The organism is Synechococcus sp. RS9902 (assembly GCF_014279635.1).
Lineage (GTDB): Bacteria > Cyanobacteriota > Cyanobacteriia > PCC-6307 > Cyanobiaceae > Parasynechococcus.
This window is the reverse complement of record NZ_CP047949.1, coordinates 1,453,908-1,479,836: the sequence shown is the minus strand read 5'-3', so window position 1 is coordinate 1,479,836 and position 25,929 is coordinate 1,453,908. Positions and strand designations below refer to the sequence as shown.

Genomic DNA, 25,929 nt, shown 5'->3' with positions numbered 1-25,929 from the left:
CACTGTGCCGTCCAAGAGGTTTCGCTGGGCTGAGTTCACCTTGCCGTCGACCCTGCAGCTGGCTCCTCTGTTGGAGCTGCTGACCGAGCCCGTCGGTTGTGTTCATACCAGTCAGCGGATTGAGCTGGGGTTGCATGAAGCCCTGGTCAATGCCGTTCGCCATGGCAATGCCGAGAACCCCGCCAAGAAGCTCCGAGTTCGCCGCATCCTCACTCCCAATTGGTTGGTCTGGCAGGTTCAGGATGAGGGTTGCGGCCTCCCACAACAGTCCCGCACAGCCACCCTGCCGCCGGCTCTCGATGCTCCCAGCGGGCGTGGGTTGTTTCTGATCCATCAATGTTTTGATGATGTGCGGTGGAGCCGCCGGGGGAATCGTCTGCAGCTGGCCTGCCGTCGGCCCGTCAGTGACGCGGACAGCCCGGATCTTTCAGCTCTCCTTTGAACCACCCGAGCGCCTGCTGGGTCAGATTCTCCACGTCGGAGCTGTCCCCGTGGCGGAGCAGTTGCACCATCGCTGCAGCCAGTAACTCGGCTCCACGCCGCTGTCGGTTGCTCTTCAGCTGATGCCAGTCGCGATCGCCGATGCGGAGCAACTGGTGCAGTTCTTCCGCCTTGGCTGTGGCGGAGTCGGGCCATGGGGCGTCGGGTGAAGTCATCCCTGAATCAGCAGATCGATCTAGTTTCGGGTGATGTGGGTGCAACGGCGTGGAACAGCGCAAAGGCCAACGACGCGTTCATGAACTGCGTTGGTTGCACCATGCTTCTCGGCTGGTGTTGCAAGGGCAATGTCAGGACAATGCCCGGTCGGGTGTTGCGGCGCGGCGATGGGTGCAGCGCCGCAAACTTGCTGCGAATCTGATCACGCAACGGCCTGTGGGCTGGGCCTTCTCCCCCGTGTCTGGGGAGCGCTTCTGGAGAGCCTTACGCTTCGGAGGAGCTGGCTTTGCTGTGGCCTGGCTGCTGGCACAGCTGTAAAGGCACCAGGAGATCAGCCCACCAGTTGGCGATGGGCCTAGCCAACCACCACCAGCGAATTCGAGGCCGGTGCCGATTCCTTCGTGGGTGTAACCCCCGCGGGCAGTGCCATGTCCTGACCGCGAAGCCAGGCATTGTGCAGGGCTCGCCTGCGGCGATCTTCAGACAACACCAAACGATCGGCTGCAGCCTGAGGACTTTCCCCAGGCATCACGGCCGTGCGCAGGCAGATACCGAACCCATGGGCTTCGACCTGCACATGGCCTTCCATCAGCACCACCTGGAATGTCCAGCCCTGAAGCCAACGCAGCCGGAAGGGATTGGTCATGACGTTCCCTTCGGGATTCAGCACACCCTATGGCTCGCAGCCGTTCGTGCAAGGGATGCTGTCAGGGAATCCCCTCAGCTGGCCTCTGCGATGGGTTTGCGTGCCGACCAGACCCGCGTCATGAAGTGGGTTTCCGCGGTGATGCCTTCGAACCCTGCAGCTGAGAGGCGGGCGTCGATGTCGTCGCCGATGTAGTCGCGGTAGTAAGGCTCATGGAAGACGCGCCGGAAGTTCTCCATCACGGAGGCGAACTTGGCTGAATCGGCCATCTGCACAGAGTCGGCAAGCACGAACACACCACCGGGTTCAAGCACCCGCCAGGCGTCGTTGAGCACGTTCTGGCGGGCATCCGCCGGAAGTTCGTGCAGCAGGAACACACTGGTGACGGCCTGAACCGATTCATCAGCCAAGGGCAGTGATTCCCCGTTGGCACGGATCAGCTGAACCAGCGATGCATCGCCGTCATTCAGCCAGCGGTTGGCTTGACGCAGGTACGACTCGGAGAGATCGGTTCCGATCAGTTGCGCGTGGGGAACGGCAGCGCGGATCTGCTGCAGGGTCCGGCCAGTGCCGGTAGCCACATCGAGAATCTTGAGGGAACCCGGAGCACGGTCTGCGAAGTGCTTCAAGCCGCGTTTCAGGGGAGCCAAAACCCTGCGTCGCATGGCATCGGCGGTGCCATTGAAGAGGATCTCCACCTGCAGGTCGTAAAGACCAGCAGAATGGTCACTCAAGTAGCCGTCGGTTTGATGGTGAAAATTCTGGAGGTAGTACTCGGGGTAGAGCGCTTTTTCAGTTTCCTTAGGCAGATCCCGCACATTGCGCTCGCGGCGTCGATCCCAGGTGGAGGGAAGATCCATCCAAACCTGCGGGTAGCGGCTGACCCAGTCGAGCCAGGGTGCATCAAACAACAACTGCTCGGGGTAGATCCCCAGTTCGGCGTCCTGCCAGTCCTGTTCCTGGAGTTTCCTCATATCCAGCTGCAGCTCTCCAAGAACTTCGGCGGACACGGGCTCCGTTTTCGGCACCGCATCCGGCGCCAACAGCTCCATCAGCTTGGTGCTCAGCTCCTTGTGGGCCAGGCCCGCGATGCTTTTGCCTTGCTGAAGCGTTTGGTACGCAAGCTTGCTCAGGGGCGTTGACGCCATCGCGGATTCAGACAACGACCCCATTCCAACGAATGAGGCGCACAATCGCGTGGCCAGCAGTCCACAAAAAAACCCGCCTCCTTGGAGGCGGGTCGTGGGATGCACGGACGCTGATCAAGCGTCGTAGTACATGGTGAATTCGTGGGGGTGAGGCCGCTGTCGCAGCTGCTGCACCTCCTCGTACTTCAGGTCGATCCAGTTGTCGATGAAGTCGTCGCTGAACACACCGCCGGCGGTGAGGAAGCCGCGATCGGCATTCAACGCTTCCAGGGCACCGTTGAGAGATGCGGGAACCGTGGCGATCTTCGAGAGCTCTTCAGCCGGAAGTTCGAACAGGTCGCGATCTTCGCCATCGCCGGGATCGATCTGGTTCTTGATGCCGTCAAGACCAGCCATCATCATGGCGCTGAAGGCCAGATAAGGGTTGGCGAGGGCATCGCCGGAGCGGAACTCGAGGCGCTTGGCCTTCGGGCTCGGGCCGGTGAGCGGGATCCGCACGGCGGCAGATCGGTTGCCCTCGGAGTAGACGAGGTTCACCGGGGCTTCGAAACCGGGCACCAGACGCTTGTAGCTGTTGGTGGTGGGGTTGGTGAAGGCCAGGAAGGCGGGGGCGTGCTTGAGGATGCCACCGATGTACCAGCGGGCCGTCTGCGAGAGGTTGGCGTAGGTGCCTTCGCCGAAGAACAGGGGCTGACCGCCTTTCCAGAGGCTCTGGTGCACGTGCATGCCGGAGCCGTTGTCGTTGAAGACCGGCTTGGGCATGAAGGTGGCCGTTTTGCCGTACTTCTTGGCCACGTTGCGCACTACGTACTTGTACGTCATCACGTTGTCGGCGGCCTGGATCAGCTCAGCAAATTTCATGCCGAGTTCGTGCTGACCCGCGCCTGCCACCTCGTGGTGGTGCTTCTCGGTGGGAATGCCCAGCTGACCCATCAGCAGGAGCATCTCGGAGCGGATGTCCTGGGCGGTGTCGTTGGGAGCGACAGGGAAGTAGCCCTCCTTTTCCTGAATCTTGTAGGCGAGGTTGCCGCCTTCTTCGATCCGTCCGGTGTTCCAGCCCGCTTCGATCGTGTCGACGCTGTAGAAGGAACCCCCTTCAGCCGAGTTGTAGCGGACGTCGTCGAAGAGGAAGAACTCCGGCTCAGGTCCGAAGAAGGCCATGTCGGCCAGTCCGGTGCTGGCCAGATGATTCAGTGCCCGTTGGGCCAGGGCGCGGGGGCAGCGCTCGTAGGGCTGGCCGGTGCGTGGCTCCTGAATCGAGCAGATCATGCTCAGGGTTTTGTGCCGGTAGAAGGGGTCCACCCAGGCCGTGTTGGCGTCCGGCACCATGGCCATGTCGGAGGCCTGGATGCCTTTCCAGCCGCGGATGGATGAGCCGTCAAAAGCCAGGCCCTCAGTGAAGGATTCTTCCTCCAGCAGATCGGTGCACACCGTCAGGTGCTGCCACTTGCCGTGCAGATCGGTGAATTTGAGGTCGATCAGTTCGATGCCTTCGTCCTTGATCTGGCGCAGGACGTCCTGGGGGGATTTCGACATAAGAAGGGACTGCTCGACTGAATTGTGCAGTCATGTGACCGTATACAGCCACAAGACACCATTTTGTATCAAGGGGTACGTTTCGGCTGCTGGAAGGCGACTGCGTAACCGTTTCTGTCAACTTGGCTGAAATGCAGGCATGCCAAAGGATCTGCCCGCCTCAACGGTGTTAGCTTCCGCTGGGGATCCTCTGGAGATTCAGGGACATGCGCGATGCAATCAGCGGTCTGATCGGTCGTTACGACCAGCTGGGTCGCTATTTCGACCGCCCGGCGATCGACAGCATCAATGTGTATCTGGATGAATCCGCGCTGCGGATTCAGGCCGTAGAGCTGATCAACGGATCCTCGGCCGAGATTGTGCGTGAGGCCAGCCAGCGCCTGTTCCGGGATGAACCCGACCTGTTGCTGCCTGGCGGCAACGCCTACACCACCCGTCGGCTCGCCGCCTGCCTGCGGGATATGGACTATTTCCTGCGTTACGCCAGCTACGCCCTGGTGGCAGGTGACTCCACGATCCTCAATGAGCGTGTGCTGAACGGACTCGACGACACCTACAAGAGTCTCGGCGTTCCCACCGGCCCAACGGTCCGCAGCATCGTTCTGCTGGGAGAGGTTGTTTCCGAGATGCTTCTGGCCAACGGTGCTGCATCCGATCAGCTCGCCACCGTTCTTCAGCCGTTTGATCACCTGGCCAAGGGCCTGGGTGAAACCAATGTGCGCCAGCGCTGATCCAGCACGCTCAACGCAAGATCTGAACAGATTGCAATCAAGCCTCCCTCACCCCTTCCAAGGGGCGTGACTGCGTAGGCTCAATACTCGAACCAATCAACAGGGCTTTGGCGACGACGAACTCACTCCTTTCTGTTGACGATCGTCACCGCAAAGCCTTTGCACCGATCGGCACACCCGACCGCCTCCTGCTTGGACCAGGCCCCTCCAACGCCCATCCAACAGTTCTTAAGGCTCTGTCGCGAACCCCGATTGGTCACCTTGATCCTCTCTATGTGGATCTGATGGGCGAAGTGCAGGAACTGCTGCGTTACGCCTGGCAAACGGATAACCGCCTCACGCTTCCGATGAGCGGCACCGGCAGTGCTGCCATGGAGGCAACCATCGCCAACACCGTCGAGCCTGGAGACACCGTTCTGGTGGCGGTGAAGGGATATTTCGGCCTGCGACTGGCTGACATGGCCGGCCGCTATCGCGCTGAGGTGAAAACCATTGAAAAGCCCTGGGGTGAGTGGTTTTCCCTCGATGAGCTTGAAGCTGCCCTGATTGAGCACAAGCCCGCCATCCTGGCGATGGTTCATGCCGAAACCTCAACGGGTGTCTGCCAACCCATGGAGGCCATTGGCGACCTCTGCCGGAAGCATGATTGCCTTCTGCTGCTCGACACCGTCACCTCTCTGGGGGGCGTTCCGCTCTACATCGATGAGTGGAAAGTCGATCTTGCCTACAGCTGCAGCCAGAAGGGCCTGAGCTGCCCTCCCGGTCTCGGACCCTTCACCATGGGCCCCCGTGCTGAGGCCAAGATGACAGCCCGTCAGGGCAAGGTGCCCAACTGGTATCTGGACGTCTCCTTGTTGAACCAATACTGGGGCAGCGACCGCGTCTATCACCACACCGCGCCGGTCAACATGAATTTCGGCATGCGTGAGGCCCTGCGTCTCCTTGCTGAAGAAGGTCTCGACCAGGCCTGGGCACGCCATCGCAGCAATGCGGAGATGCTCTGGAACGGGCTGGAAAGTCTCGGCCTTTCGATGCATGTGCCGGCCGAGCGGCGACTGCCCACCCTCACCACAGTTCGCATCCCTGAAGGTGTGGATGGCAAGGCCTTCAGTCAGCACCTGCTCAACAACCACGGCATTGAAGTTGGTGGTGGACTCGGCAGCCTGGCCGGCAAAATCTGGCGCATCGGCCTGATGGGCTACAACTCCACCCCTGAAAACGTGAACCGTCTGCTCAACCTGTTTGAGACAGAGCTGCCTCGCTTCAGCGGTTCCATCGCCGCCGCCGCCTGAACCAGCGTTCCAGCTGCTCCCTCGCCTCGGGTTCGCGCAAGCCCTGAATCACGTTCATGTGGTGATGGGCACTTGAATGGGTGGAGAGGTCAAGGCTTCCCCCCAGGCCACCGCGCTTGGGATCTGATGCCGCAAAAATCACAGTTCCCATGCGGGCCTGCACCAAGGCTCCCGCACACATGGGGCAGGGTTCGAGGGTCACGATCAGGGTGCAGTTGTTGAATCTCCAGTCGTTCTGAACGATCGCTGCCTGTTGCAAGGCCACCAGTTCGGCATGCCCGAGGGGATCCCTGTCGTTCTGGCGCCGGTTGCGCCCATGGCCGATGGCCCGGCCCTGTCCATCCAGGATCACTGCGGCCACCGGAACTTCTCCTTCTGCTCCAGCTTCCTCCGCGCGCTGGAGCAGAACATCCATCCAGCGAGTGAACTCATCCCGCTGATCCACTGCTGTTCCACGTTGTCCTTTGAGCACCATCCCACGAGACGCGAAGATCGGTGCAGTTCACGGGTCTCCGTTGCAAGCCTTTTCCGAGTCTCAGCACCCACCGGATCGGCTAGCTCCGTTCGCCATCCCCTCGGCCGAAGACCCGGTGCTGAAGAACTTCCTGCATCGCAGTTCGGATCTGCTCTGCCGTTGGATCGGCTCCGCTGATCGATCAAGCCCGGTCCCCGTCATGCGGCCCTTGCCTGACGTGGCACCAGGGCTTGATGGGGCCAGCGTTGAATCGCTGCTCAGTGATCTTCAGCAGGTGATGGATGGGGCGTATCAGCCGTCCCATCCCGGTGCTCTGGCCCATCTCGATCCGCCCCCGCTTACTGCGTCCATTGCGGCGGAATTGGTCTGTGCAGGTCTCAACAACAACCTCCTGGCCGAGGAGCTTTCGCCTGGTCTGACCGGCCTGGAGCATGACCTCTGCCGCTGGTTCTGCCACAGGATTGGCCTGCCCGCCGGTTCCGGAGGGGTGCTGGCCAGCGGCGGGACCCTGAGCAATCTCATGGCCCTGGTGGCCGCACGGGCGGCGTTGAAGGCCAGCCATCGGGATCCTGTGCTGCTGTTTAGCCAAGACGCTCACGTCTCGATCAACAAGGCGGCAAAGGTGATGGGGCTGGCGGATGATGCACTTCAGACGCTTCCCGTGGCCGCGGATGGTGGCCTTTGCCTCGAGGCTTTGGCCAAGCGTTTGAGAGCTCTGCAAGCGGCGGGGCGGCCTTGTCTGGCGGTGGTGGCCACGGCCGGCACCACGGTGCGCGGAGCCATTGATTCTTTATCAGATCTGGCAACCCTCTGCCGTGATGCTGGGGTCTGGTTGCACGTTGATGCGGCCATCGGCGGTGTGTTCGCCCTCACGGCCCGCCATGCCTCTCTGATGGATGGCATGGAATCTGCCAATTCGATCACGCTCAATCCCCAGAAATTGCTGGGCATCACCAAGGCGTCATCCCTGCTGTTGCTTCGGGATCGAACCCATCTGCGTCAGGCCTTTTCAACAGGATTGCCCTACATGGAGGCGCCCAGGGGGATGGATCACGGAGGTGAGATCGGCTTGCAGGGCACCCGACCTGCAGAGATCCTCAAGCTTTGGCTGGGCCTACGCCAGTTGGGCGAGGCGGGCATCGAAGCAACGCTCAGCGGAGCTTTGCAACGGCGAACCGCCTTCGCAGCCCAATTGGACCCGGAGAAGTTCACGTTGCTGGCGGGTGACCTGCACCTGCTGGCCTTTCATCCCAAACATGGAGACGCTGCTGCAGCAGGCCGTTGGAGTGAAGACACCCGGCAAATGCTGCTGTCTCACGGCTACATGCTGTCGCGACCCTTTTACGGCGACCGTTTCTGCATCAAGGCGGTTTTTGGAAACCCCCACACCACGGCTCAGCACCTCAGCGACCTGTCGGGACGACTGAATAAATCGCTGGCTCCAGCCTGATCGTTCACAATCGCCATCGTTCGAGACGCTCCGATGCCGGAACAGCAGCAGGGTTCACGCTGGGTTGCCATCGTCACCGGGGCGATCTCCGTGGCCATTGGTGTGCTCTATCTGCTTCTGATCACCGTTCTGGATGCCCGGGGGCCGATGCTTCCCCCTCCTGCTGAGGCCCTGGCCGGGGGGGAAGACGTCCCGCCGCCGATTGCTGAAGCGGTTCAACCACTTGCCGCATGGCACTGGCCAGAAAGCGCTGCAGTGAGAGTTCCCGTCGGTTGAGCTCAAAGGCCTGTTGAACCACGGTCTGCATGCCACCGTCACCCCAGTCTTGGTCCTGTTCGAAATAGCGCATGAAACTGCTTCCGGCGATTCGGGTGAGCCATGCGGTCACCACCCCCTGGAGCACCTGCCCCAGCACCAGAGTGGGCAAGCTCAGGCTCAGGCTGGTGCCCAGCAAGCTCATGGCACCTTTGACGATGCCCAACTTGCCCAGGGTCTGTCCAAGGGACAGGGCCAGATCCTTGGCGCGATCACGGGACATCTCGACCCCATAGATCTTGGCCATCTCCAGGATCATCTGGGCATTCACCGCTGCGGTGCTCAACAGATCCACCCCGGGCAGCGGATTGGCAGCGACAATCCCCGCTCCCATCCAGCTGTAGCGGTCAATGCAGCGTTTGGCTTCCCGAGACCGCTGGTCGTTCAACAGGTCACGCCCGCGGCTGTCGAGGGATCGGCACTGCAGAAGGATGTTGTCGGCAATCAATTCCTCCCCCTCGGCGTGCAGCACAACGGCGAGGCGCTGCAGCAGATCGCTGACGTCAGGCAGCGGCTGCAGCGGGCGACGGCCGGGTCGAGGAATCGATTGAGGAGAGGCGCTGCAGGCCACCACATCAGCAGCGTTGAGCTGTCCCTGGCAACGGGAGCGAAGCACCTGCAGGAGCCTTTTCTCCTCGTCAACTCCGCGTAAATCCCGCTTGTTCAGCACCAGGAGCAGCCGTTTGCCGAGCCCGGCGAGCGAGTTCACGACGGCGTATTCCGAGGCTCTGAGGTCCCCATCCACCACCACGATCAACAGATCGGCACGAACCGCCCGACGACGGGCTGTTTCCTCCCGGCTGAGTCCTTCGTCTCCGGCTTCCAGGATTCCTGGGGTGTCCACGAGCTGAAGACCACGCTCCAGGCCTTTCAAACGCAGCCGGTAGGCGCGGCTGGTTTTGGTCACGCCCATGGGCGCTCCCACATCGCCGACCATTTCATTGAGCAGGGCACGGATCAGTGATGTCTTGCCACTGGATCCAGTGCCGAACACCACAACCACCAGATCGCCTCGCTTCAGTTCCTCGGCGACCCGGTCGCGTTCGTTCTGAAGGCTGCGGCGACTGATGTCGTCCTGAATGCGTTCGATCAGACGATCCACATGGCCGAGGCTGGTGGTCGCGGCATCCCGCCGGTTCTGTGGAGCCGGGGTGGCTTGGCTTGGGTGTTGGGTTGGGCGTGATTTCAGGCGTTTCCACATCGGCCAACCCACCTGCACCGCCAGGGCGGCCACCAGCGCGAACCCCAGCAGCAGCACCGGCGTGAGCAACCAGGGAGGCAGGAAGTAACTCAGATCCCACAGCAGGCTGCGGATGGTCTGAACGGCAGCGCCGATCAGCACGAGTGCCATAAAGGCAACGGTGAGACCGATCAGCAACCGGGTTTGGCGTTTCATGCCTGCGTCACACCAGCCTCAGGGCAAGTTTGGGTCAGCCACGGCTGTTGTCACGGAGGCTCCTGGCCCCCCGGCGGGTCCAGAGGTCGATGGCAAAGCAGAGCACGGCGAGATTGATGGCGACATCCGCCCCGTTGAAGATCGGGAAATCGATCGGTTCGAGGGCCAGAAAATCCACCACGTGGCCGAGACGCCAACGGTCGATCCCATTGCCCACCGTTCCGCCTAGAAGCGCTGCTGCGGCGAGGGCCTGCCAGAACGGCAGCACCCGTTCACGCCAGATCCAGAGGATCAGCCCGATGCCCACCCCCAAGCTGAGCAGCCCAAGCAGCGCAGTGGAGCCCTGCAGAACACTGAAGGCCGCGCCGGTGTTGTGCACCAATTGCAGCGAGAGCAGATGTGGCAGCAGGGGTAGGGATTGACCCTCTCGCAAAGCGCTCGAGGCCGCCGCCTTACTCAGCTGATCCACCACCACGATCACCAGGGCAATCAGCAGGGTTGAGCGACGTGGAAGTGGTCTCGTCATGGCTCGATGATCAACAACCGACGCAGCACAATTGAAAGCAATCCTGCACCGATGCAGAGCAGCATCTGAGCCGGTAGCGGACCGATTGAAAACTGCATCAGCAGCTCGGGGAAACCAAGGCTCCATCGCCCCAGCAGTGCCCCGAGGGCGAGATTCAGCACCCCGCAGATCTGGAGAACGAGCAGCCCTGCCAGGGCACAGAGCGACTGTCTGGGCAGGTCATCCATGCCGTCCTGCTGCGCGAGTCGACCGGTGAGCCAGGCTGCGGGCACGAAGCCCGCGAGATAGCCGAAACCCGGTTCAATCATGTAGTTCAGCCCTCCACCGCCATGGAACACCGGCAGGCTGAACAATCCCAGGCTCAGATAGCCAACAGCGGCCATCACGCCGGCACGCGGGCCACTGACCATGGCGCAGAGAAGCAGCGCTGGCACCTGCCACGTGACCGGCAGGGGGAGAAGGATCGGCTCGGGAGCAGGCAGGAACAACGCGGCCGGCACAAGACCACCGATGAGGATGGCCAGCAGACCCGCCAGGGCACCACACCAGGAGGCGAGAGCCCTCACATCACTCACTCAACTCGGCCCATCCTGCTCGACAATGCAGATCCTGCCCAGTTCAGATGTCGGTATCGATTGGTGATCAGCTGCGCCTGTCGCAGCAGCTTCAGTACCTCAAGTCGGCGGATCCGATGCCGATGCTGCGACCGCCGGATCTGGTGGCCGCCGGTGAAGTGGGCGAGGTGGTTGCACTTCATCCGATGGACACGGTTGCTGTGCGTTTTCGCCGGGGCACGTTTCTGATCCCCCTCGATCGGCTGGATCCGGTGGATGCCGCTGAGGTGGACTAAGAAGCGTCCCGCCGATCCCAGCGCCGTTCAAGCTGCTTCAGTGCAGCGGAGGTTCCGCACAGGCTGAGTCGTGGTTCCCTCAGCCAACGTTGGGCGGCATGGAGCACATCCGTCGGTGTCAGTTCCGCAAGAGCCCGCACACAGCGCTGGTCATGATCGTCAGGGAGCCCTTGGGCCTTCAGCTGAACCCGTCGCTCTGCCCGTTGGGAGCAGGTCTGCAGGCCCTGGGCGAGCTGACCGATGTACTTGGCCCGTGCGAGCTCGAGTGCGGCCTCACTGAGGGGTTGCTCACTCAGCTCGTCCCAGATGTTCAGCAGCAAGTCCAGCGCGAGCTCTGAGCGCTCCTCCACGCTCGAGGCCATCAGCACAAAGGGCGCCGGTCCTGCCAAGGCAGGGAAGTGCGCGGCCACGTCGTAGGCCACGCCATGGTCTTCCCGCAGGCGCTGGAACAGCAGGCTCGACATCCCCACGCCCAGATGGCACTGCAACAGTCGCAACGCCAGTTCATCCGGGTGTCCATGCCCCAGCGTCGCCTGCCCAAGCATCAGAACCACCTGTTCGGTGTCCATCGCTTCGAGCTGGATCGTTTCGGTTCCTACCGCTTCGGCGTAGGGACGGCGGCCTGAGCGATCGTTGACGATCCCTTCTGGCCAGTCGCGAAAGTCCTCAAGGGAGCCAATCGTGTCGATGATTTGCGGTGGGACGCTGCCTGCCAGGGCGAGAACGCTCGATGCCCTCGGTAGCCGCTCGGCCAGGGGGAGAAGTGCCTCCCGATCCAGATCATCCAGCTCTTCAGCGATGCCCATCGGGTCGTGGCCGTAGCCCCCGTTGCCATAGGTCAGCTGCCGCCATCCGGTCGTGGCGCAATGGAAGGGATCCTCCCGCTGCCGTTGCAAGGCCTGAATCGTGAGCGAACGTTCAAGGGCCACCTGACCAGGCTCAAGCCGGGGGGAACGAACCATCTGGGCCAGCAGGGGCAGGAGCTGCTCCGCGTCTTCCACCGTGCAGCGCAGGCTCAGCACGAGCGCATCCTCTTGGGCATCGCAGCGCAGACCTGCTCCGCATCCCTCAACAAGGTCCGCCAGGTCAACGTGGTTGTGTCGTCCACAGCCGCGGCTGAGCAGAGATGCCAGCAGGTCATGGGCACCCCGTGTTCCTGCAGGGTCGTCGGCGCTGCCGAAAGGAAGCAGCAGTTTCGCGGCCAGAATCCCCGGGCTTGAGACCGGTTCGATCAGCAGTTCGGGGTTGCTCATCCGTCTTTCGTCTTTGCCTGGGCGGTCAGCACAAACGCCTGTTCGGGTTGAAGCGTTGGGAACAGGTCTGAGCGAAGCCGCTCGGCCGTCCATGGCGGCAGTAAAGCAAGAGGATGGAGCAGATCCTGCTGCCGGTCCCAGAGGGTCTGGCTGGCGCTGAGCCCAGACACCTGCCCCGTCGATTCCAAGGCGTAGCGCAGTCCGTTGCTCACCAGCTGCTGGCCCCGTTTCAGCTCCTGATCGCTGACGAGCTCTTCCGCCATGGCGCGCAGCTGCCGGTTCACCTCGTCTTCCACAGCCTCCAGATGCTCGTCTGGACAGATCACCTCCAGCGTGATGAGGCTTCCCTGCTCCAGAACCGAGAGGTCCATCGACACGCTTTCAACGATCTGCAGTTCCTCCCTCAAGCGGTTCACGAGACGACTGCGTCGTCCTTCCCCCAGCAGGGTTGTGGCGAGATCAGCGGCCATCACGCCTTTTTGATCCTGGGCCCGTGGAGCTTCCCAGAGCATCAGCAGTCGGGCGGATTCGAGCCGGTCCACAACAACGCTTTCGCGTCCAGGACGCACGCTCAGGGGCGATGACGGTGATGAGGGCTCAGGCGCATCCAGGAGGTCCGCCAGAGCCGAGGAACCCAGGGCACTGCGAAGCTCCGCTGACGAAGGCCCGGCCATCGCCAGACAGCAGTTGGAACCGCGGTACTGCCGCTGATGAAACGCCCGCATGGCCTCGGGCGTCATGGCCTCCAGGCTGTGGGGCGTACCCAGGATGGGGCGGCCGTAGGGGTGCTGGTCACAGCCCTTGCTCAACAGCAGTTGCAGCACCTGCTCATTGGGTTGATCGGCGTATTGAGCGATCTCTTCAAGCACCACCCCCCGTTCCGTGTTGAACCCGTCAGGCTCGAGGCTTGGCTGCAACACCAGTTCCAACAACAGATCCAACGCTTCGCGGGCTCGATCCGGGGGTGTCAGCACGTGGAAGTGAACGTCATCAAAGCCTGTGGCGGCATTGCTGCTGCCCCCCAGAGCTTCGATGGCTTCATCGAATGCCCCTGCGGCCAGCCGCTCACTTCCCTTGAAAACCATGTGCTCTAGGAAATGGGCCATGCCCTCTTCCCCTGGCTGCTCACTGGCACTGCCGGCACGGCACCAGAGATCGAGACAGGTCAGGGGCGCATCCGGCATGTCCGCCGTCACGCAGCGCACTCCGTTGGGGAGGGTCCAATGGTCCAGTGGGGGACCGGAGAACGGAAGGTTCAGAACTGCGTGGCAAAGTTCCATTCTGTGCCTGCCCCTTCGATGCAGCCCAAGCCGCTGGCGCCACCGCCAGGACAGCATCCCCTCGTGCAGGCCTTGGCGGCGTCGATCCGTAGTGCCTGGGCGGGATTGCCCGGATTGGAGATCCTCCCCTGCGATGAGGATCTGCGCTTCATCCAGGGGCAACTCGATGGCGAGGGCCTATCGATCGGCAACGAGCTTTTTCGCTGCATCGGCCTTCGCAAACTTCATTTGGAGGTTGCGCGACTCGGCAACGGCCTGCAGATCCTCCACAGCGTCTGGTTCCCCGATCCCCACTACGACTTGCCGATCTTCGGGGCCGACATCGTGGCCGGCCCTGCAGGCATCTCCGCCGCGATCGTCGATCTGTCCCCCACCTCCGATGACTTGCCGGAGCAGCTGATCCAGCGGCTTGAGGCCAGGCCATGGCCGGCGTTCCGTCAGGTTCGGCAGCTGCCGGCCTGGGGATCAGCCATCTTCTCGAACAAGGTGTGCTTCATCCGCCCCGATGGTGCTGACGAGGAAACAGCCTTTCAGCAACTGGTGCGCCACTACCTGCAGGTGATGGCCACCAGCGTGATCGAGGCGACTCCCGAACCGTCCACGGCTCTCACTACAGTCCGCCGGTACGAGGGTCAGTTGAACTATTGCCTTCAGCAGAAACGCAACGACAAGACCCGCCGCGTGCTCGAGAAGGCCTTCGATTCAGCCTGGGCCGATCGCTACATCGACATGCTTCTGTTCGACAACCCTCCGGAACTCTGATGACCCCCAAGCGCTGGTCTGTTCTGGCTGGAAGTTTGGTCATTGCGGTCATCGGCGGCTGGTTGCTGCGGCCGACGCCCGAACCCAAGCCGGTTGAACCGACGCCTGAACTCACGGTTCGTCCCGAAGCGGTCGCGGCCCTGGGGCAACTGGAGCCCGCCGGGGACATCCGCAATCTGGCGGCTCCCAATGCGGGGATGGCGGGGACACCCCGGGTGGCAGCCCTCAATGTGAATGAGGGTGATCTGATCAAGACCGGCCAGGTGTTGGCGTCCTTCGATCATCGGGATGGACTCCTCGCTGATCTGGAGCGCGTCGATGCGCAGCTGCGCAGCCTCGACCAGGAGATACAGCTTCAGGCCCTTGAGGTAGAGCGCTTCAGCAGAGCCGCCGATTGGGGTGCGGCCGAATTGACTCTGGTGGACAACAAGCGTGAAGAGCTGGTTCGTCTTCAGGGACAGCGGGATCAGGCCCTGGCGGAGCGCAAAGGGCTTCAGGCCGACCTCGTGCTCAGTCAGCTGATCTCGCCCCTTGATGGTGTTGTGCTCAAGCTGCATGCCCGTGCAGGCGAGCGCCCTGGTGCAGAGGGGGTGATGGATGTGGGGGCCAATCAGGCGATGCAGGCCAGCATCGAGGTCTACGAATCCGACATCTCCCTGATCCGCCTCGACCAGTCCGTGCGCCTTATCAGCGAGAACGGTGGTTTCCGAGGTGAACTCGTCGGACGCGTCCTGCGCATCAGTCCGCAGGTGGAACAACGGTCTGTTCTCTCCACCGATCCCACCGGCGATGCCGACGCCCGCGTAGTGGTGGTTGATGTGGTGCTTAACCCTGAAGATGCCGCCAAGGTCAGTCGTCTGGCGGGTTTGAAGGTGATCGCCCGCTTCGATCCATGAACCGGTTCTGGCGGGGACGTCGGATTCCCCTCTCCTGGCTGTTGCTGACGCGCCAGCCCGTTCGCTTGCTGGTGGCGCTTGCTGGCATCAGTTTCGCGGGAATTCTGATGTTCATGCAGCTTGGATTCCGGGATGGCCTCTTTGACGCCAGCGTCACAGCGCACCGGCTGTTCGATGCTGATGTTGTTCTGATCAGTCCCCGCTCCGCCAGCTCCGTGAGCATGGAGGCCTTTCCAAGGCGGCGGCTGGTTCAGACCCTGGCTGATCCAGACGTCGATGGGGTGACCCCGGTGCATTGGGGGCTGATGCTGTGGCGGAACCCGGAAACGCGGCGCAACCGGTCGATCCTGGCCTTGGGTTTCAATCCCGACGATCCCTTTTTTGTCGATCCCTCCCTGGCTGAGAAAACTGATGCTCTCAAGCAGAAGGGGCGGATCCTCTTCGATCAGCTGTCACGTCCTGAATTCGGACCCATTGCCGATTGGTATCGCGATGGCCGGGTGGTGGAAACCGAGATCGCTGGCAACCGCGTCCGGGTGGCGGGTCTGGTGAGCCTTGGCACCAGCTTCGGTGCCGACGGCAACCTGCTCACGAGCACGGAGACGTTCCTCGATCTGATGCCTCAGAAGCCGCCTGGGGCGATCGAAGTGGGTCTGGTGCGGTTGAAGCCCGGCGCGGATCCTGAGCAGGTGGTGTCCCGATTGAGACAGCGACTGCCCAAGGATGTTTCAGTGCTGACCAAGCAGGGCTTCATCGATTTCGAGCAGAACTACTGGAAGAGCAGCACCTCCATCGGTTTCATCTTCACGCTCGGCGCCGCCATGGGCTTCGTGGTGGGCTGCGTGATCGTGTATCAGGTGCTGTACACCGATGTGAGTGATCACCTGCCGGAGTACGCCACTTTGATGGCCATGGGCTATCGCCTCAGCCATCTGTTGGGAGTGGTGGTTCGTGAGGGCTTCTATCTGGCGGTGATGGGGTATGTCCCCGCCTACATGGCCGGTCAGGGGCTGTACTGGTTCGTTCGTGACGCCACCAAGCTGCCCGTCGGCATGGATCTGTCCCGGGCGTTGACCGTTCTGGTGATGATCCTGGTGATGTGCATGTTGTCGTCGTTCTTGGCCATGCGTCGTCTCATCGATGCAGACCCTGCGGAGATCTTTTGATGTCAGCTGTTGTTGTCGACAACCTCTCCCACGCTTTCGGCCAAGGGGAGATGCGCCGCGCGGTTCTTCAAAACATCAGCTTCAGCATCGAGCCGGGCGAAGTGGTGTTGCTGACCGGTCCTTCGGGCTGTGGCAAGACGACACTGCTCACCTTGATCGGCGCCTTGCGGACGGTTCAGCAGGGTGAGGTGTCGGTGCTTGGTGAGTCCCTGCATGGTGCAGGCCGTCGGCGCCGCCAGCAGGTGCGCCGGCGCATTGGAATGATTTTTCAGGGGCACAACCTTCTGCGCTGCCTCACGGCTGAACAGAACGTGCAGATGGGAGCCGATCTTCTGCCTGATCTCAGTTACAGGGCGCGCCGGGATGAGGCCCGTCAGTGGCTCCGTGCCGTCGGCCTGGAGGACCACATGGCCAAAGTTCCCCATGACTTGTCCGGAGGACAGAAGCAGCGGGTCGCCATTGCCCGTGCCCTTGCCGCAAACCCCCGCATTCTCCTGGCTGACGAGCCCACCGCTGCCCTGGACAGCCGTACGGGCCGGGAGGTGGTGGAGCTGCTTCGCCGACTCGCCCGTGAACAATCCTGCGCGGTGCTGATGGTGACCCATGACCCACGCATCGTTGATGTGGCCGATCGCCTGCTTCAGATGGAGGACGGGCGATTAAAGAATGCTGTTTAGTACGATGAAAGTTGACATCAGAGCCCGCAGTTCCGCATGGCCAAGCGCAGAAACCTGAAGAAAGAAAAGCAGGAGCGGAACCGCGCCTACGCGCGCAAGTTCAAGAAGCGCAAGATGCGGAACGATGGCCGTGGTGAAGGCGCTGGTAACGGTGTGACCGGAACCGCCAACAACGGTGGTGCCGCCGACTGATCAACGGATCAGACCATGCATCAAAAAGGGGGCCTGCGGGCCCCTTTTTGTTGTTCGTAGGGTGGGTGGCCATTTGCATCGGCCGTCGCGATGTTCGTCAGCGTCGTTATTCCGACCTACAACCGACGCCCGATCCTCGAGAAATGCCTCTCGGCACTGGAAGATCAGCAGCTTGCTGGAGCTCTTCAGGACTACGAGGTTGTTGTGGTTGACGACGGTTCCACCGATGGAACGCCGTCATGGCTGAGCGAGCAGTCCCAGCGTTTTCCCCATGTGCGCCTGATCGAGCAGGAGCACGGTGGTCCTGCCGAGGGCCGAAACCGCGGTGTGGATCACGCCCGTGGCGATGTGATCGTCTTCATCGACAGCGATCTGGTGGTCACAGAAACCTTTCTGGCCACCCATGCACGGGCGTTGCAGCGGTGCTGGCAACGGCGCGGTGATCGGCTCTGCTTCACCTACGGCGCTGTCATCAACACCGCCAACTTCGAAGCACCCTGCTCGGAGCGCCACAAATTACGAGACTTGTCCTGGGCTTACTTTGCCACCGGCAATGTGGCCATCGATCGGGAGGTGCTGGAGCGCTCAGGCCTGTTTGACACCGGTTTCCGCCTCTATGGCTGGGAGGACCTGGAACTGGGTGAGCGTCTGCGGCGGATGGGGGTTGAGTTGGTGAAGTGCCCGGACGCTGTCGGTTATCACTGGCACCCCGCCCTCAGCCTCGACCAGATCCCGCGACTTGTGGAAGTGGAGGGTGAACGGGCCCGTATGGGGCTTGTCTTCTACCGCAAACATCCCACCAGGCGGGTGCGGTTGATCATCCAGTTCACCTGGTTCCATCGCATCCTTTGGGAAGTGCTCAACCTCGGTGGTCTGATCAATCCCTCCAGCCTTCGCCCGCTGCTCCGTTGGCTGATCCGGCATGGCTATCCCGGAACGGCGATGGAGCTGCTTCGTTTGCCCCTCAATCGCATCGGTGTGCGTGCTCTGTTCCGTGAAGCCAGAGCGGCAGGGCTTCGCTGATCAACGTTTTGATACCTTCTATAGGTCCTTTCACTCCGCACACCTGCCCGTTTCGGGTGCACCGTGAGACCAGCTCCTGCTGGTTGTTCAGGTCCCTGGCAGGTGGAGGCGAACCCGAAACCCTCAAACCATGGCTGTCGTCACCCTCGCCGAGATGATGGAGGCTGGTGCCCACTTTGGGCACCAGACCCGTCGTTGGAACCCCAAGATGTCGCGCTACATCTATTGCGCGCGCAATGGCGTTCACATCATCGACCTTGTGCAGACCGCCGTCTGCATGAACAACGCCTACAAGTGGACCCGTTCTGCGGCACGCAGCGGCAAGCGTTTCCTCTTCGTTGGCACCAAGAAGCAAGCCTCTGAAGTTGTGGCGCTGGAAGCCGCCCGCTGCGGAGCCTCCTACGTGAACCAGCGCTGGTTGGGCGGCATGCTCACCAACTGGACCACCATGAAGGCGCGGATCGACCGTCTCAAGGATCTGGAGCGGATGGAGTCCAGCGGTGCCATCGCCATGCGCCCCAAGAAGGAAGGTGCGGTGCTGCGTCGCGAACTCGAGCGTCTTCAGAAGTATCTGGGTGGCCTCAAGAACATGCGTCGCCTTCCCGATGTTGTGGTCCTGGTGGACCAGCGTCGTGAGTCGAATGCGGTGCTCGAAGCCCGCAAGCTCGACATCCCCCTGGTTTCCATGTTGGACACCAACTGTGACCCGGACCTCTGTGAGGTGCCGATTCCCTGCAACGATGACGCCGTTCGTTCTGTGCAACTGATCCTGGGCCGTCTGGCCGATGCGATCAATGAGGGCCGCCACGGTTCCAACGATCAGCGTGGTGGCGACAGCGAAGGCTGATCTCCTCTCACCGCTAAGTTCACGCCGCTGATTCCAATCAGGGAATCGGCGGCGATTCAATTTCCCTTCTCACTGCTCCGACCGATGGCTGCTGCCGTATCCGCCAAGCTTGTCAAAGAACTGCGCGACAAGACCGGCGCGGGGATGATGGATTGCAAAAAGGCCCTGGCCGCCACGGAAGGCGATGCCAACAAGGCCGTTGAGTGGCTTCGCCAGAAAGGCATCGCCAGCGCTGAAAAGAAATCCGGCCGCACCGCCGCCGAGGGTGCCATCGGCAGCTACATCCACACCGGTGCCCGCGTGGGTGTGCTGGTTGAGGTGAACTGTGAAACCGACTTCGTGGCCCGCGGCGACATGTTCCAGTCGCTGCTGCGTGATGTCTCCATGCAGGTAGCGGCATGCCCCAACGTTGAGTACGTCACCACCGACGAGATTCCCGACGAGATCCGTGAGCGGGAAAAGGCGATCGAGATGGGTCGTGACGATCTCGAGGGCAAGCCTGAGCAGATGAAGGAAAAGATCGTTGAGGGCCGCATCGGCAAGCGCCTCAAGGAACTCGCCCTCATGGAGCAGCCCTTCATCAAGGACAGCTCCATCACCGTTGCTGACCTCGTCAAGCAAACCGCTGGCAAGATCGGCGAGAACGTGAAAGTTCGTCGCTTCACCCGTTACACCCTGGGCGAGGGCATCGAGGTGGAAGAGAACGATTTCGCTGCTGAAGTGGCGTCCATGCAGAACGCCGGCTGATTCCCTTGTCCGACCCGGACGTCAGGCCTGCTTACGACCCGTCAGAACAGCTGGCACGCCTTCAACGGTTGTGCCGGCTGCGGGCCATCGCCCTGTACAGGGAGCAGGCTCTCTATCTTCAGGTGCTGCGGGAACTGCTGGAAGGAGCCACCCGTCAGGCCCTGTTCAATCTTCTCGGTGAGGTTGATCCCTCCCGTTTTGGTCGGCTGCCGGAGTCGACCCGTCAGAATTTCCATGCAGCGGTCACAGACCTGATCGACCGCTGCAGCGTTCTGCTCACAGTTGAGCAGCTGATGCAGCTGGTGCGGCAGATGCAGCAAGAGCAACGGCGCCAGCAGGCCCATGCCAGCAGAAGCATGCTGCAGAAGCTCAGTCGCCAGACCCAGGAGAGTGCGCCTGAACCCGAGCCACCCACGTCTGAGCTCCCACGGGATGAACCGAGCGGATCCATTCAGTTGAGCTTGGCTTCACCGCTTGAATCCCCCCCGGGAACCGCTGCCCAGGATCCCGTCCAAGAACCGGTCCCTGAACCGGCAGAAAACCAATCCCCGGGCGATTTGGACGTGCTCCGCTCACTTTTCGAGCTGGCCGGTGATGCGATGCAGCAGGCCCAACAGCCCCTTGATCCCGGTGCTGTTCTTGATCCTTCGGTGGACGGCAACGACCACTTTCTCCCGAATGAACCGGATGCGCTGTTGCACTGGATCCAGGCCATGGATCAGGCGCTTGAGCGACGCCTTCGCAACCTGTCCCATGCGGTGAATGTGCAGATGCTGCGGTCAGGCCTGGCCCAGACCCTCCTTCCCATCAGCCTTCTGGATGCTGTCCTGAAGGGACAGGTCGAAACGCAGCCAACCGCCACGAACGTGCTTCGCCTGCGCCTCCCTCTGGCCGTCGGTGAGCTCGACCAGGGCATGGACGTGCTTAGTGTGCTCTTACGCAGCAACGATCTGGAGTTCGACAGCCCACGTCTGCGTCAGTGCCGCAAACGATTGCGCGCTCACCACCATGCTCTGCTCACAATGGTGCGGCAGCAGCGTCATTGGCAGCGTCGCTCCCTGGATCGTGAGGCCCGGACCAATTGGCAGACCCCATCGGATTCAACGCAGCAGCTGAGCGGGGACTGACCAGCGAGCAGCTGTCGCTGCTCCTCACCTGGATGCTTCCCATGCAGCGCTCGCTGGGGTTGGAGGCCGACCGTGGTTTTCAGAATCTGCAGGGTCGCCAGCAGCGCTTTCACGCCTTTCTGCAGCAGCAACTCGCAGCGCCTCCGGCCGTTCCCTTCCCCCAGGGGGTCAGTGAGCGCATGTCCAAGCTCAGCTCCGGCTTTGCCGACTATCCGGACCTCGCTGATCCTGCCCGCCGTCGCTTGGTCACCGATGCCCGTCAGTGGCTGCATGAGCTGCGCCATCGCCTGGAACCCTCGGCTCCGATGGCACCGCCACGCCTGAAGGTTCAGGCGTCTCCCCAGCAGCGCGCAAGCTCACCACTGCAGCTCGACAGTCCCATCACCCAGATCCGTGGCGTGGGTCCGAAATTCGCGGCACGGCTGGCTTCGATCGGCCTGCTTCTGGTGCGTGACCTGCTCCGCTATTACCCCCGTGATCATGTCGATTACTCCGCGATGCGCCGCATTGAGGCGCTGGTGTCGGGGGAAACAGCCACGATCGTCGCCACGATTCGCCGTTGCAACGGATTCGTCAGCCCACGGAACGCCAACCTCGCGATCATTGAGCTCCAGCTGCAGGACCCGACCGGTCGCCTGAAGGTGAGCCGTTTCCTGGCGGGCAAACGCTTCAGTTCTCCGGCTTACCTCAAAGGCCAGCAGCGTCTCTACCCCGTTGGTGCCACCGTGGCCGTCAGTGGTCTGGTGAAAGACGGCCCCTACGGCATCACCTTTCAGGATCCGTTGATCGAGGTGCTTGACAGCCCCTCCTCTCCGGTCAAATCCCCGAGCATCGGCCGGCTTCTCCCGGTGTATCCCCTCACCGAGGGGGTTGGCGCGGATCGGTTCCGCAGCCTGATCGATCAGGTCCTGCCCCTCGCGGCATCGTGGCCTGATCCTCTCCCCGCCGCGGTGCAGCGGCAATTCCAGCTGCCGGCACTGTCGGAGGCCCTGCAGGCTCTGCATGCGCCCAAGAACCGCGAAAGCCTCGATCAGGGACGCCGCCGGCTGGTGTTCGATGAGTTTCTGCTCCTGCAGCTCGGTCTGTTGCGCCGACGCCAGGCGCTGCGCTCCCGGACGGGACCGGACCTGGATCTGCAATCAAGTTCCAGCGGGCTTGTGGGGGAGTTCATGGATCTGCTGCCCTTCCGTTTCACCGCAGCCCAACAACGGGTGTTTCAGGAGATCGAAGCCGATCTGGCGCGCAGCGAACCCATGGCCCGTCTGGTGCAGGGTGACGTGGGCTCAGGCAAAACGGTGGTTGCTATCGCAGCGTTGCTCAGCACCATTGCCTCGGGCTGGCAGGGGGCCCTGATGGCCCCCACAGAGGTGTTGGCCGAGCAGCACTACCGCAACCTCTGTCAGTGGCTGCCGCAGCTCCATGTGAGCGTCGCCTTGTTGACCGGATCCACGCCGCGGCCCCGCCGCCGGGAGCTGCTGGATGACCTGGCCAATGGTTCGCTGAAGGTGCTGGTGGGCACCCATGCCTTGCTCGAAGACCCTGTCGTTTTCAACCGCCTGGGGCTGGTGGTGGTGGATGAACAGCACCGTTTCGGTGTGCATCAACGGGATCGCCTGCTCAACAAGGGCTTGCAGCCCCATCTGCTCACCATGACGGCAACACCGATCCCTCGGACCCTGGCGCTCTCGATGCATGGGGATCTGGATGTCAGCCAGATCGATGAATTGCCGCCAGGGCGAACACCGATTCGCACCCGCATGCTCACGGCCGCAAAGCGCGAGAAGGCCTATGAGTTGATCCGTGAGGAGGTGCAGCTGGGCCAGCGGGCCTATGTCGTTCTGCCTCTGGTGGACGAGTCTGAAAAGCTCGAGCTTCGCTCAGCCGTTGAAGTTCACGCTGAATTGGCCGCGGAGGTGTTCCCAGATCTGGCCGTTGGTTTGCTGCATGGGCGTCTCTCCAGTGCTGAAAAGCAGGCGGTGCTGACCGATTTCGCTGCTGGCACGACTCAGGTGCTGGTGTCGACCACGGTGGTGGAAGTGGGGGTGGATGTGCCCGAAGCCAGCGTGATGGTGATCGACCATGCCGAACGTTTCGGCCTGGCGCAGCTGCATCAGTTGCGGGGGCGCGTTGGCCGTGGCGCCGCTGCCTCCCATTGCCTGTTGATCAATGGCAGCTCCAATCCCCTGGCCCGCCAGCGTCTGGATGTGCTGGTGCGCTCAACCGATGGCTTCGAGATCGCCGAGATGGATCTGCGCTTGCGGGGGCCTGGCCAGGTGCTGGGAACCCGACAATCGGGCCTGCCTGATCTGGCCCTGGCCAGCCTTGCCGATGATGGTGCTGTGCTGGAGGACGCACGAACAGCCGCCCAGGAGCTGTTGAACAACGGTCCTGCGCTTGAGCAGCACCCGTTGCTGCGCGAGACCCTGGAGGCCCAGGAGCGTCGCCTCAGCGGTGGCACCCCCTTGAACTGATCCATCCCGTTGCTGCGATTCGATGCGCCCCTGGAGTCCAATTCCGATCGAAGATTGCGGCGAGCCTTTGCAAGCGCTGCCTCCCGCTTTGTTGCGGATGGAACCTCACCCGTACATGGCGCTGGGGGCGCCCTATGGGACGTCGGGGAATCCCTTTCAATTGCGCCTGGGGGTCGTTCAGCGCCTGCTTGATGCTCAGCAGCAGCTGGTCGAGCACGATCCCCGCCTGCGCTTGAGCATTTTTGATGCCTGGCGGCCGATCGCCGTGCAGGCCTTCATGGTGGATCACAGCATTGCGGAACTCTGCCGTGAACGCGGCGTGGAAGCACGCTCAGGGCACGCCTTCGATCAGGTGGTGGCCGATGTGGGGCGCTTCTGGGCTGCTCCCAGTCGGGATCCTGCGACCCCGCCTCCTCACAGCACCGGTGCGGCTGTCGACCTCACCCTCAGCAGCAGCGATGGAACGCCGCTGGCCATGGGGGGAGAGATTGATGCCATTGGTGCGGTGTCTGAACCGCAGCACTACGCCGGTTGGGAGGATTCCGAAGCTCGACGCTGGCATCAACGCCGGCAGTTGCTGGCTGAAGTGATGGGATCAGCCGGCTTTGCCCAGCATCCGAACGAGTGGTGGCACTACTCGTTCGGCGATCAGCTCTGGGCCTGGCGAAAAGGTGCAGCTGTGGCGGTCTACGCCGAGGCCGTCAACAGCGCGCTGACTTCCTGATCACCAAGCTTCTCGATGTGGTCCCCGAAGCTGCGACGTCCACCGGCGGCTTTCCAGCTGAGGAGGAGCGGTTCAAGGGTTGTCTCCAGATCATCCAAGGGCAGTTTTTCCAGGTAAGGGCGCGCCAGACGCTGGAGATTGGGGGTGCCGCCGAGCCACAGCTGGTACTGGTTAACACCGTTGCCCACCAAGCCCAGCTCCGCCATGTAAGGGCGGGCACAGCCGTTGGGGCAGCCGGTCATCCGCACCAGCAGTGACTTCTCAATCTCGAGCCGTCGCAGCTGGGCATCGAGGCGATCCAGAACATCCGGAAGGACGCGCTCAGATTCGGTGATGGCGAGCCCGCAGGTGGGTAGAGCTGGGCAGGCGATCGCATGCCTGGCGAGAGGTGCTGGAGCTTCAGGCACCTCAAACCCGAGGGCTTCCAGCTGGGTTCGAATGCTGGCTCGCTGGGAGGTGCCGATGTTGCACAGCAGCAGGTCTTGATTGGCGGTGAGGCGAATCTCCAGCTGGTAGGTCTCCACAAGCTCCCTCAGCCCTGCCTTGAGATCTCCGTTCAGGCGGCCACAGAGCAGGGGAAGTCCCACGAACCACATCCCGGCCTTCTGACGATGCCAGCCGAGATAGTCCAAAAGCTTGGCCTTGGGCTCATTGCGCAGCCCCTTGAGGCTTCCCTTGAAGTAGGTCGCGCACAGGGTGTCGCGGAACCACTGGATTCCCTTGTCGTGCAGCAGATACTTCATGCGGGCGTGCTTGCGCACCTCCCGATCACCGTGATCCCGTTGCAGCGCCAGGATCGCCTGAACCACATCCAGAACGTCGGCAGCATCGACGTAACCCAAAGGATCCGCCGTGCGGGCGAAGGTCTCCTCCTTGTTGTGGGTGCGGCCCATGCCACCGCCCACGTAGACGTTGCAGCCCCGCAGATCGCCGGAGGGGTCGGTGAAGGCCACCAGGCCGATGTCCTGGGTGAGCAGGTCAACAGAGTTGTCCCCCGGCACGGTGACGGCCACCTTGAATTTCCGGGGTAGGTAGGTGTCCCCGTAGAGAGGTTCCTCAGTGCTGCCGGAAAAAACGCCGCCCTCGCTCTGGCGCTTTCTGGCCTTCTGAACGGCTCGGCTGGGCTTGAAGCGATAACTCAGGTCACCATCCACCCAGAGGTCCAGATAGGCCCCCTCGGCCGCCTCGGGGCTGAGCAGATCAGCAATTTCATCGGCCAGGCGCCGTGCCACGGGATAGCCGCCTTTCTCAAAAGGAGCTGGTGGTGCCATCACATTGCGGTTGATGTCCCCGCAGGCCGCCAGGGTCGAGCCCATGTTGCGAACGATGGTGCCGATCACCTCTTTCAGGTCGGCTTTGGCGATGCCGTGCATCTGGAAGGCCTGACGGGTCGTGGCCCGCAGAGTTCCGTCCCCAAGGCGGTTGGAGAGGTCATCGAGTGCGAGGAACAGTCGGGCAGGGATGCGTCCGCCCGGACTGCGCAGCCGCAGCATCATCTGCCAGCTGCGAACCTTGTCCGTCTTGCGCAGTTCGCGGTGGTGCTGTTGGTAGCTGCCGTGAAACTTCAGCAGTTGAACGGCATCTTCCGTGAAGCGCACATCGTCATTGCTGAGCTCGCTCAACAACGGGTCGCGCAAATGGTCGCTGTCCAGCTTGCGCTGCTCCGCCTTGGACAGCGATTGAGTTCCTGTTTCCGCCACTGCCAAGGAGCCTTCCCCCACCCCGAAAAGGATTTCTTGATT

The 25,929-nt window shown here is 62.2% G+C and carries 28 protein-coding genes; 17 read left to right on the top strand and 11 right to left on the bottom strand.

What is annotated here, in order from left to right:
• Window positions 1-4: 4 nt before the first annotated feature.
• Complete coding sequence (locus SynRS9902_RS08110) at window positions 5-442, top strand: ATP-binding protein (protein ID WP_186508745.1); 438 nt, start codon at window positions 5-7, stop codon at window positions 440-442.
• Here the strand turns inward: SynRS9902_RS08110 and SynRS9902_RS08105 are convergent.
• Complete coding sequence (locus SynRS9902_RS08105; RefSeq protein WP_186508744.1) at window positions 402-656, bottom strand: DUF6439 family protein; 255 nt, start codon at window positions 654-656, stop codon at window positions 402-404. The genes SynRS9902_RS08110 and SynRS9902_RS08105 overlap by 41 nt on opposite strands.
• Before the next feature lie 49 nt (window positions 657-705).
• On the opposite strand from SynRS9902_RS08105, the gene SynRS9902_RS08100 reads away from it, so the two are divergent.
• On the top strand, window positions 706-975 hold the full coding sequence (locus SynRS9902_RS08100) for a hypothetical protein (protein WP_186508743.1): 270 nt from the start codon (window positions 706-708) through the stop codon (window positions 973-975).
• A gap of 37 nt (window positions 976-1,012) precedes the next feature.
• On the opposite strand, the gene SynRS9902_RS08095 is transcribed toward SynRS9902_RS08100, so the two are convergent.
• The 3 genes from SynRS9902_RS08095 to glnA all read right to left on the bottom strand — a co-directional run bounded on the left by SynRS9902_RS08095 (window position 1,013) and on the right by glnA (window position 3,987).
• Window positions 1,013-1,303, bottom strand: a complete 291-nt coding sequence (locus SynRS9902_RS08095; protein ID WP_186508742.1) for a copper-binding protein — start codon at window positions 1,301-1,303, stop codon at window positions 1,013-1,015.
• Window positions 1,304-1,377: 74 nt separating this feature from the next.
• Window positions 1,378-2,451, bottom strand: a complete 1,074-nt coding sequence (locus tag SynRS9902_RS08090; protein WP_186508741.1) for a class I SAM-dependent methyltransferase — start codon at window positions 2,449-2,451, stop codon at window positions 1,378-1,380.
• A 114-nt stretch (window positions 2,452-2,565) separates the two neighbouring features.
• A complete protein-coding gene (gene glnA, locus SynRS9902_RS08085; protein ID WP_114989052.1) occupies window positions 2,566-3,987 on the bottom strand; it encodes a type I glutamate--ammonia ligase in 1,422 nt (473 codons plus the stop codon).
• A 206-nt stretch (window positions 3,988-4,193) separates the two neighbouring features.
• Between glnA and SynRS9902_RS08080 the strand changes: the two genes are divergently transcribed.
• Both SynRS9902_RS08080 and SynRS9902_RS08075 read left to right on the top strand, forming a co-directional pair.
• A complete protein-coding gene (locus SynRS9902_RS08080; protein WP_115008950.1) occupies window positions 4,194-4,718 on the top strand; it encodes an allophycocyanin subunit beta in 525 nt (174 codons plus the stop codon).
• Between the two features lie 107 nt (window positions 4,719-4,825).
• Window positions 4,826-6,010, top strand: a complete 1,185-nt coding sequence (locus tag SynRS9902_RS08075) for an alanine--glyoxylate aminotransferase family protein (RefSeq protein WP_186508740.1) — start codon at window positions 4,826-4,828, stop codon at window positions 6,008-6,010.
• On the opposite strand, the gene SynRS9902_RS08070 is transcribed toward SynRS9902_RS08075, so the two are convergent.
• The gene (locus SynRS9902_RS08070; RefSeq protein WP_186508739.1) at window positions 5,982-6,485 is read right to left on the bottom strand and encodes a nucleoside deaminase; all 504 of its coding nucleotides are present in this window, start codon (window positions 6,483-6,485) and stop codon (window positions 5,982-5,984) included. The two genes, SynRS9902_RS08075 and SynRS9902_RS08070, sit on opposite strands and share 29 nt — an antisense overlap.
• 40 nt (window positions 6,486-6,525) lie before the next feature.
• On the opposite strand from SynRS9902_RS08070, the gene SynRS9902_RS08065 reads away from it, so the two are divergent.
• On the top strand, window positions 6,526-7,935 hold the full coding sequence (locus SynRS9902_RS08065; protein WP_186508738.1) for an aminotransferase class V-fold PLP-dependent enzyme: 1,410 nt from the start codon (window positions 6,526-6,528) through the stop codon (window positions 7,933-7,935).
• 121 nt (window positions 7,936-8,056) lie between these two features.
• Here the strand turns inward: SynRS9902_RS08065 and SynRS9902_RS08060 are convergent, their stop codons facing one another.
• Genes SynRS9902_RS08060 through SynRS9902_RS08050 form a run of 3 tightly spaced genes read right to left on the bottom strand, consistent with a single transcriptional unit; the run spans window position 8,057 to window position 10,738 of the window.
• A complete protein-coding gene (locus SynRS9902_RS08060) occupies window positions 8,057-9,646 on the bottom strand; it encodes a YcjF family protein (protein WP_186508737.1) in 1,590 nt (529 codons plus the stop codon).
• A 34-nt stretch (window positions 9,647-9,680) separates the two neighbouring features.
• Entirely contained in the window at window positions 9,681-10,172 is a 492-nt protein-coding gene (lspA, locus tag SynRS9902_RS08055) for a signal peptidase II (protein WP_186508736.1), read from the bottom strand.
• Window positions 10,169-10,738, bottom strand: a complete 570-nt coding sequence (locus tag SynRS9902_RS08050; RefSeq protein ID WP_186508735.1) for a biotin transporter BioY — start codon at window positions 10,736-10,738, stop codon at window positions 10,169-10,171. Before SynRS9902_RS08050 ends, lspA begins: the two co-directional genes overlap by 4 nt.
• A 56-nt stretch (window positions 10,739-10,794) precedes the next feature.
• Between SynRS9902_RS08050 and SynRS9902_RS08045 the strand changes: the two genes are divergently transcribed.
• Window positions 10,795-11,022, top strand: a complete 228-nt coding sequence (locus SynRS9902_RS08045; RefSeq protein WP_186508734.1) for a DUF3148 domain-containing protein — start codon at window positions 10,795-10,797, stop codon at window positions 11,020-11,022.
• Here SynRS9902_RS08045 and SynRS9902_RS08040 read toward each other — a convergent pair.
• Together SynRS9902_RS08040 and SynRS9902_RS08035 are read right to left on the bottom strand one after the other, a co-directional pair.
• Window positions 11,019-12,275 carry a pitrilysin family protein gene (locus SynRS9902_RS08040; protein ID WP_186508733.1) on the bottom strand — a complete coding sequence of 419 codons (1,257 nt, stop codon included), beginning with the start codon at window positions 12,273-12,275 and terminating at the stop codon, window positions 11,019-11,021. The genes SynRS9902_RS08045 and SynRS9902_RS08040 overlap by 4 nt on opposite strands.
• Window positions 12,272-13,555 carry a pitrilysin family protein gene (locus tag SynRS9902_RS08035; RefSeq protein WP_186508732.1) on the bottom strand — a complete coding sequence of 428 codons (1,284 nt, stop codon included), beginning with the start codon at window positions 13,553-13,555 and terminating at the stop codon, window positions 12,272-12,274. Before SynRS9902_RS08035 ends, SynRS9902_RS08040 begins: the two co-directional genes overlap by 4 nt.
• An 18-nt stretch (window positions 13,556-13,573) precedes the next feature.
• Between SynRS9902_RS08035 and SynRS9902_RS08030 the strand changes: the two genes are divergently transcribed.
• The 11 genes from SynRS9902_RS08030 (at window position 13,574) to SynRS9902_RS07980 (ending at window position 24,187) form a co-directional block, all read left to right on the top strand.
• The gene (locus tag SynRS9902_RS08030; protein ID WP_186508731.1) at window positions 13,574-14,317 is read left to right on the top strand and encodes a phycocyanobilin:ferredoxin oxidoreductase; all 744 of its coding nucleotides are present in this window, start codon (window positions 13,574-13,576) and stop codon (window positions 14,315-14,317) included.
• A complete protein-coding gene (locus SynRS9902_RS08025; RefSeq protein ID WP_186508730.1) occupies window positions 14,317-15,213 on the top strand; it encodes an HlyD family efflux transporter periplasmic adaptor subunit in 897 nt (298 codons plus the stop codon). Before SynRS9902_RS08030 ends, SynRS9902_RS08025 begins: the two co-directional genes overlap by 1 nt.
• A complete protein-coding gene (gene devC / locus SynRS9902_RS08020) occupies window positions 15,210-16,379 on the top strand; it encodes an ABC transporter permease DevC (RefSeq protein ID WP_186508729.1) in 1,170 nt (389 codons plus the stop codon). The genes SynRS9902_RS08025 and devC overlap by 4 nt, the downstream gene beginning before the upstream one ends.
• Window positions 16,379-17,056, top strand: a complete 678-nt coding sequence (locus tag SynRS9902_RS08015) for a DevA family ABC transporter ATP-binding protein (RefSeq protein WP_186508728.1) — start codon at window positions 16,379-16,381, stop codon at window positions 17,054-17,056. Before devC ends, SynRS9902_RS08015 begins: the two co-directional genes overlap by 1 nt.
• A 36-nt stretch (window positions 17,057-17,092) precedes the next feature.
• Window positions 17,093-17,248: a hypothetical protein gene (locus SynRS9902_RS08010; protein WP_006850288.1), complete on the top strand. Its 156-nt coding sequence runs from the start codon at window positions 17,093-17,095 to the stop codon at window positions 17,246-17,248.
• 90 nt (window positions 17,249-17,338) lie between these two features.
• On the top strand, window positions 17,339-18,271 hold the full coding sequence (locus SynRS9902_RS08005) for a glycosyltransferase family 2 protein (RefSeq protein WP_186508727.1): 933 nt from the start codon (window positions 17,339-17,341) through the stop codon (window positions 18,269-18,271).
• A gap of 130 nt (window positions 18,272-18,401) precedes the next feature.
• On the top strand, window positions 18,402-19,118 hold the full coding sequence (gene rpsB, locus SynRS9902_RS08000) for a 30S ribosomal protein S2 (RefSeq protein ID WP_006850376.1): 717 nt from the start codon (window positions 18,402-18,404) through the stop codon (window positions 19,116-19,118).
• An 84-nt stretch (window positions 19,119-19,202) separates the two neighbouring features.
• Window positions 19,203-19,865, top strand: a complete 663-nt coding sequence (gene tsf / locus SynRS9902_RS07995; RefSeq protein WP_038555235.1) for a translation elongation factor Ts — start codon at window positions 19,203-19,205, stop codon at window positions 19,863-19,865.
• 5 nt (window positions 19,866-19,870) lie between these two features.
• Window positions 19,871-20,992 carry a hypothetical protein gene (locus SynRS9902_RS07990; protein WP_186508726.1) on the top strand — a complete coding sequence of 374 codons (1,122 nt, stop codon included), beginning with the start codon at window positions 19,871-19,873 and terminating at the stop codon, window positions 20,990-20,992.
• A complete protein-coding gene (gene recG / locus SynRS9902_RS07985; RefSeq protein ID WP_186508725.1) occupies window positions 20,947-23,463 on the top strand; it encodes an ATP-dependent DNA helicase RecG in 2,517 nt (838 codons plus the stop codon). The genes SynRS9902_RS07990 and recG overlap by 46 nt, the downstream gene beginning before the upstream one ends.
• Before the next feature lie 22 nt (window positions 23,464-23,485).
• On the top strand, window positions 23,486-24,187 hold the full coding sequence (locus tag SynRS9902_RS07980) for a M15 family metallopeptidase (RefSeq protein ID WP_186508724.1): 702 nt from the start codon (window positions 23,486-23,488) through the stop codon (window positions 24,185-24,187).
• Here the strand turns inward: SynRS9902_RS07980 and SynRS9902_RS07975 are convergent.
• Window positions 24,151-25,893, bottom strand: a complete 1,743-nt coding sequence (locus SynRS9902_RS07975) for an NADPH-dependent assimilatory sulfite reductase hemoprotein subunit (RefSeq protein WP_186510579.1) — start codon at window positions 25,891-25,893, stop codon at window positions 24,151-24,153. The genes SynRS9902_RS07980 and SynRS9902_RS07975 overlap by 37 nt on opposite strands.
• Window positions 25,894-25,929: the final 36 nt, after the last annotated feature.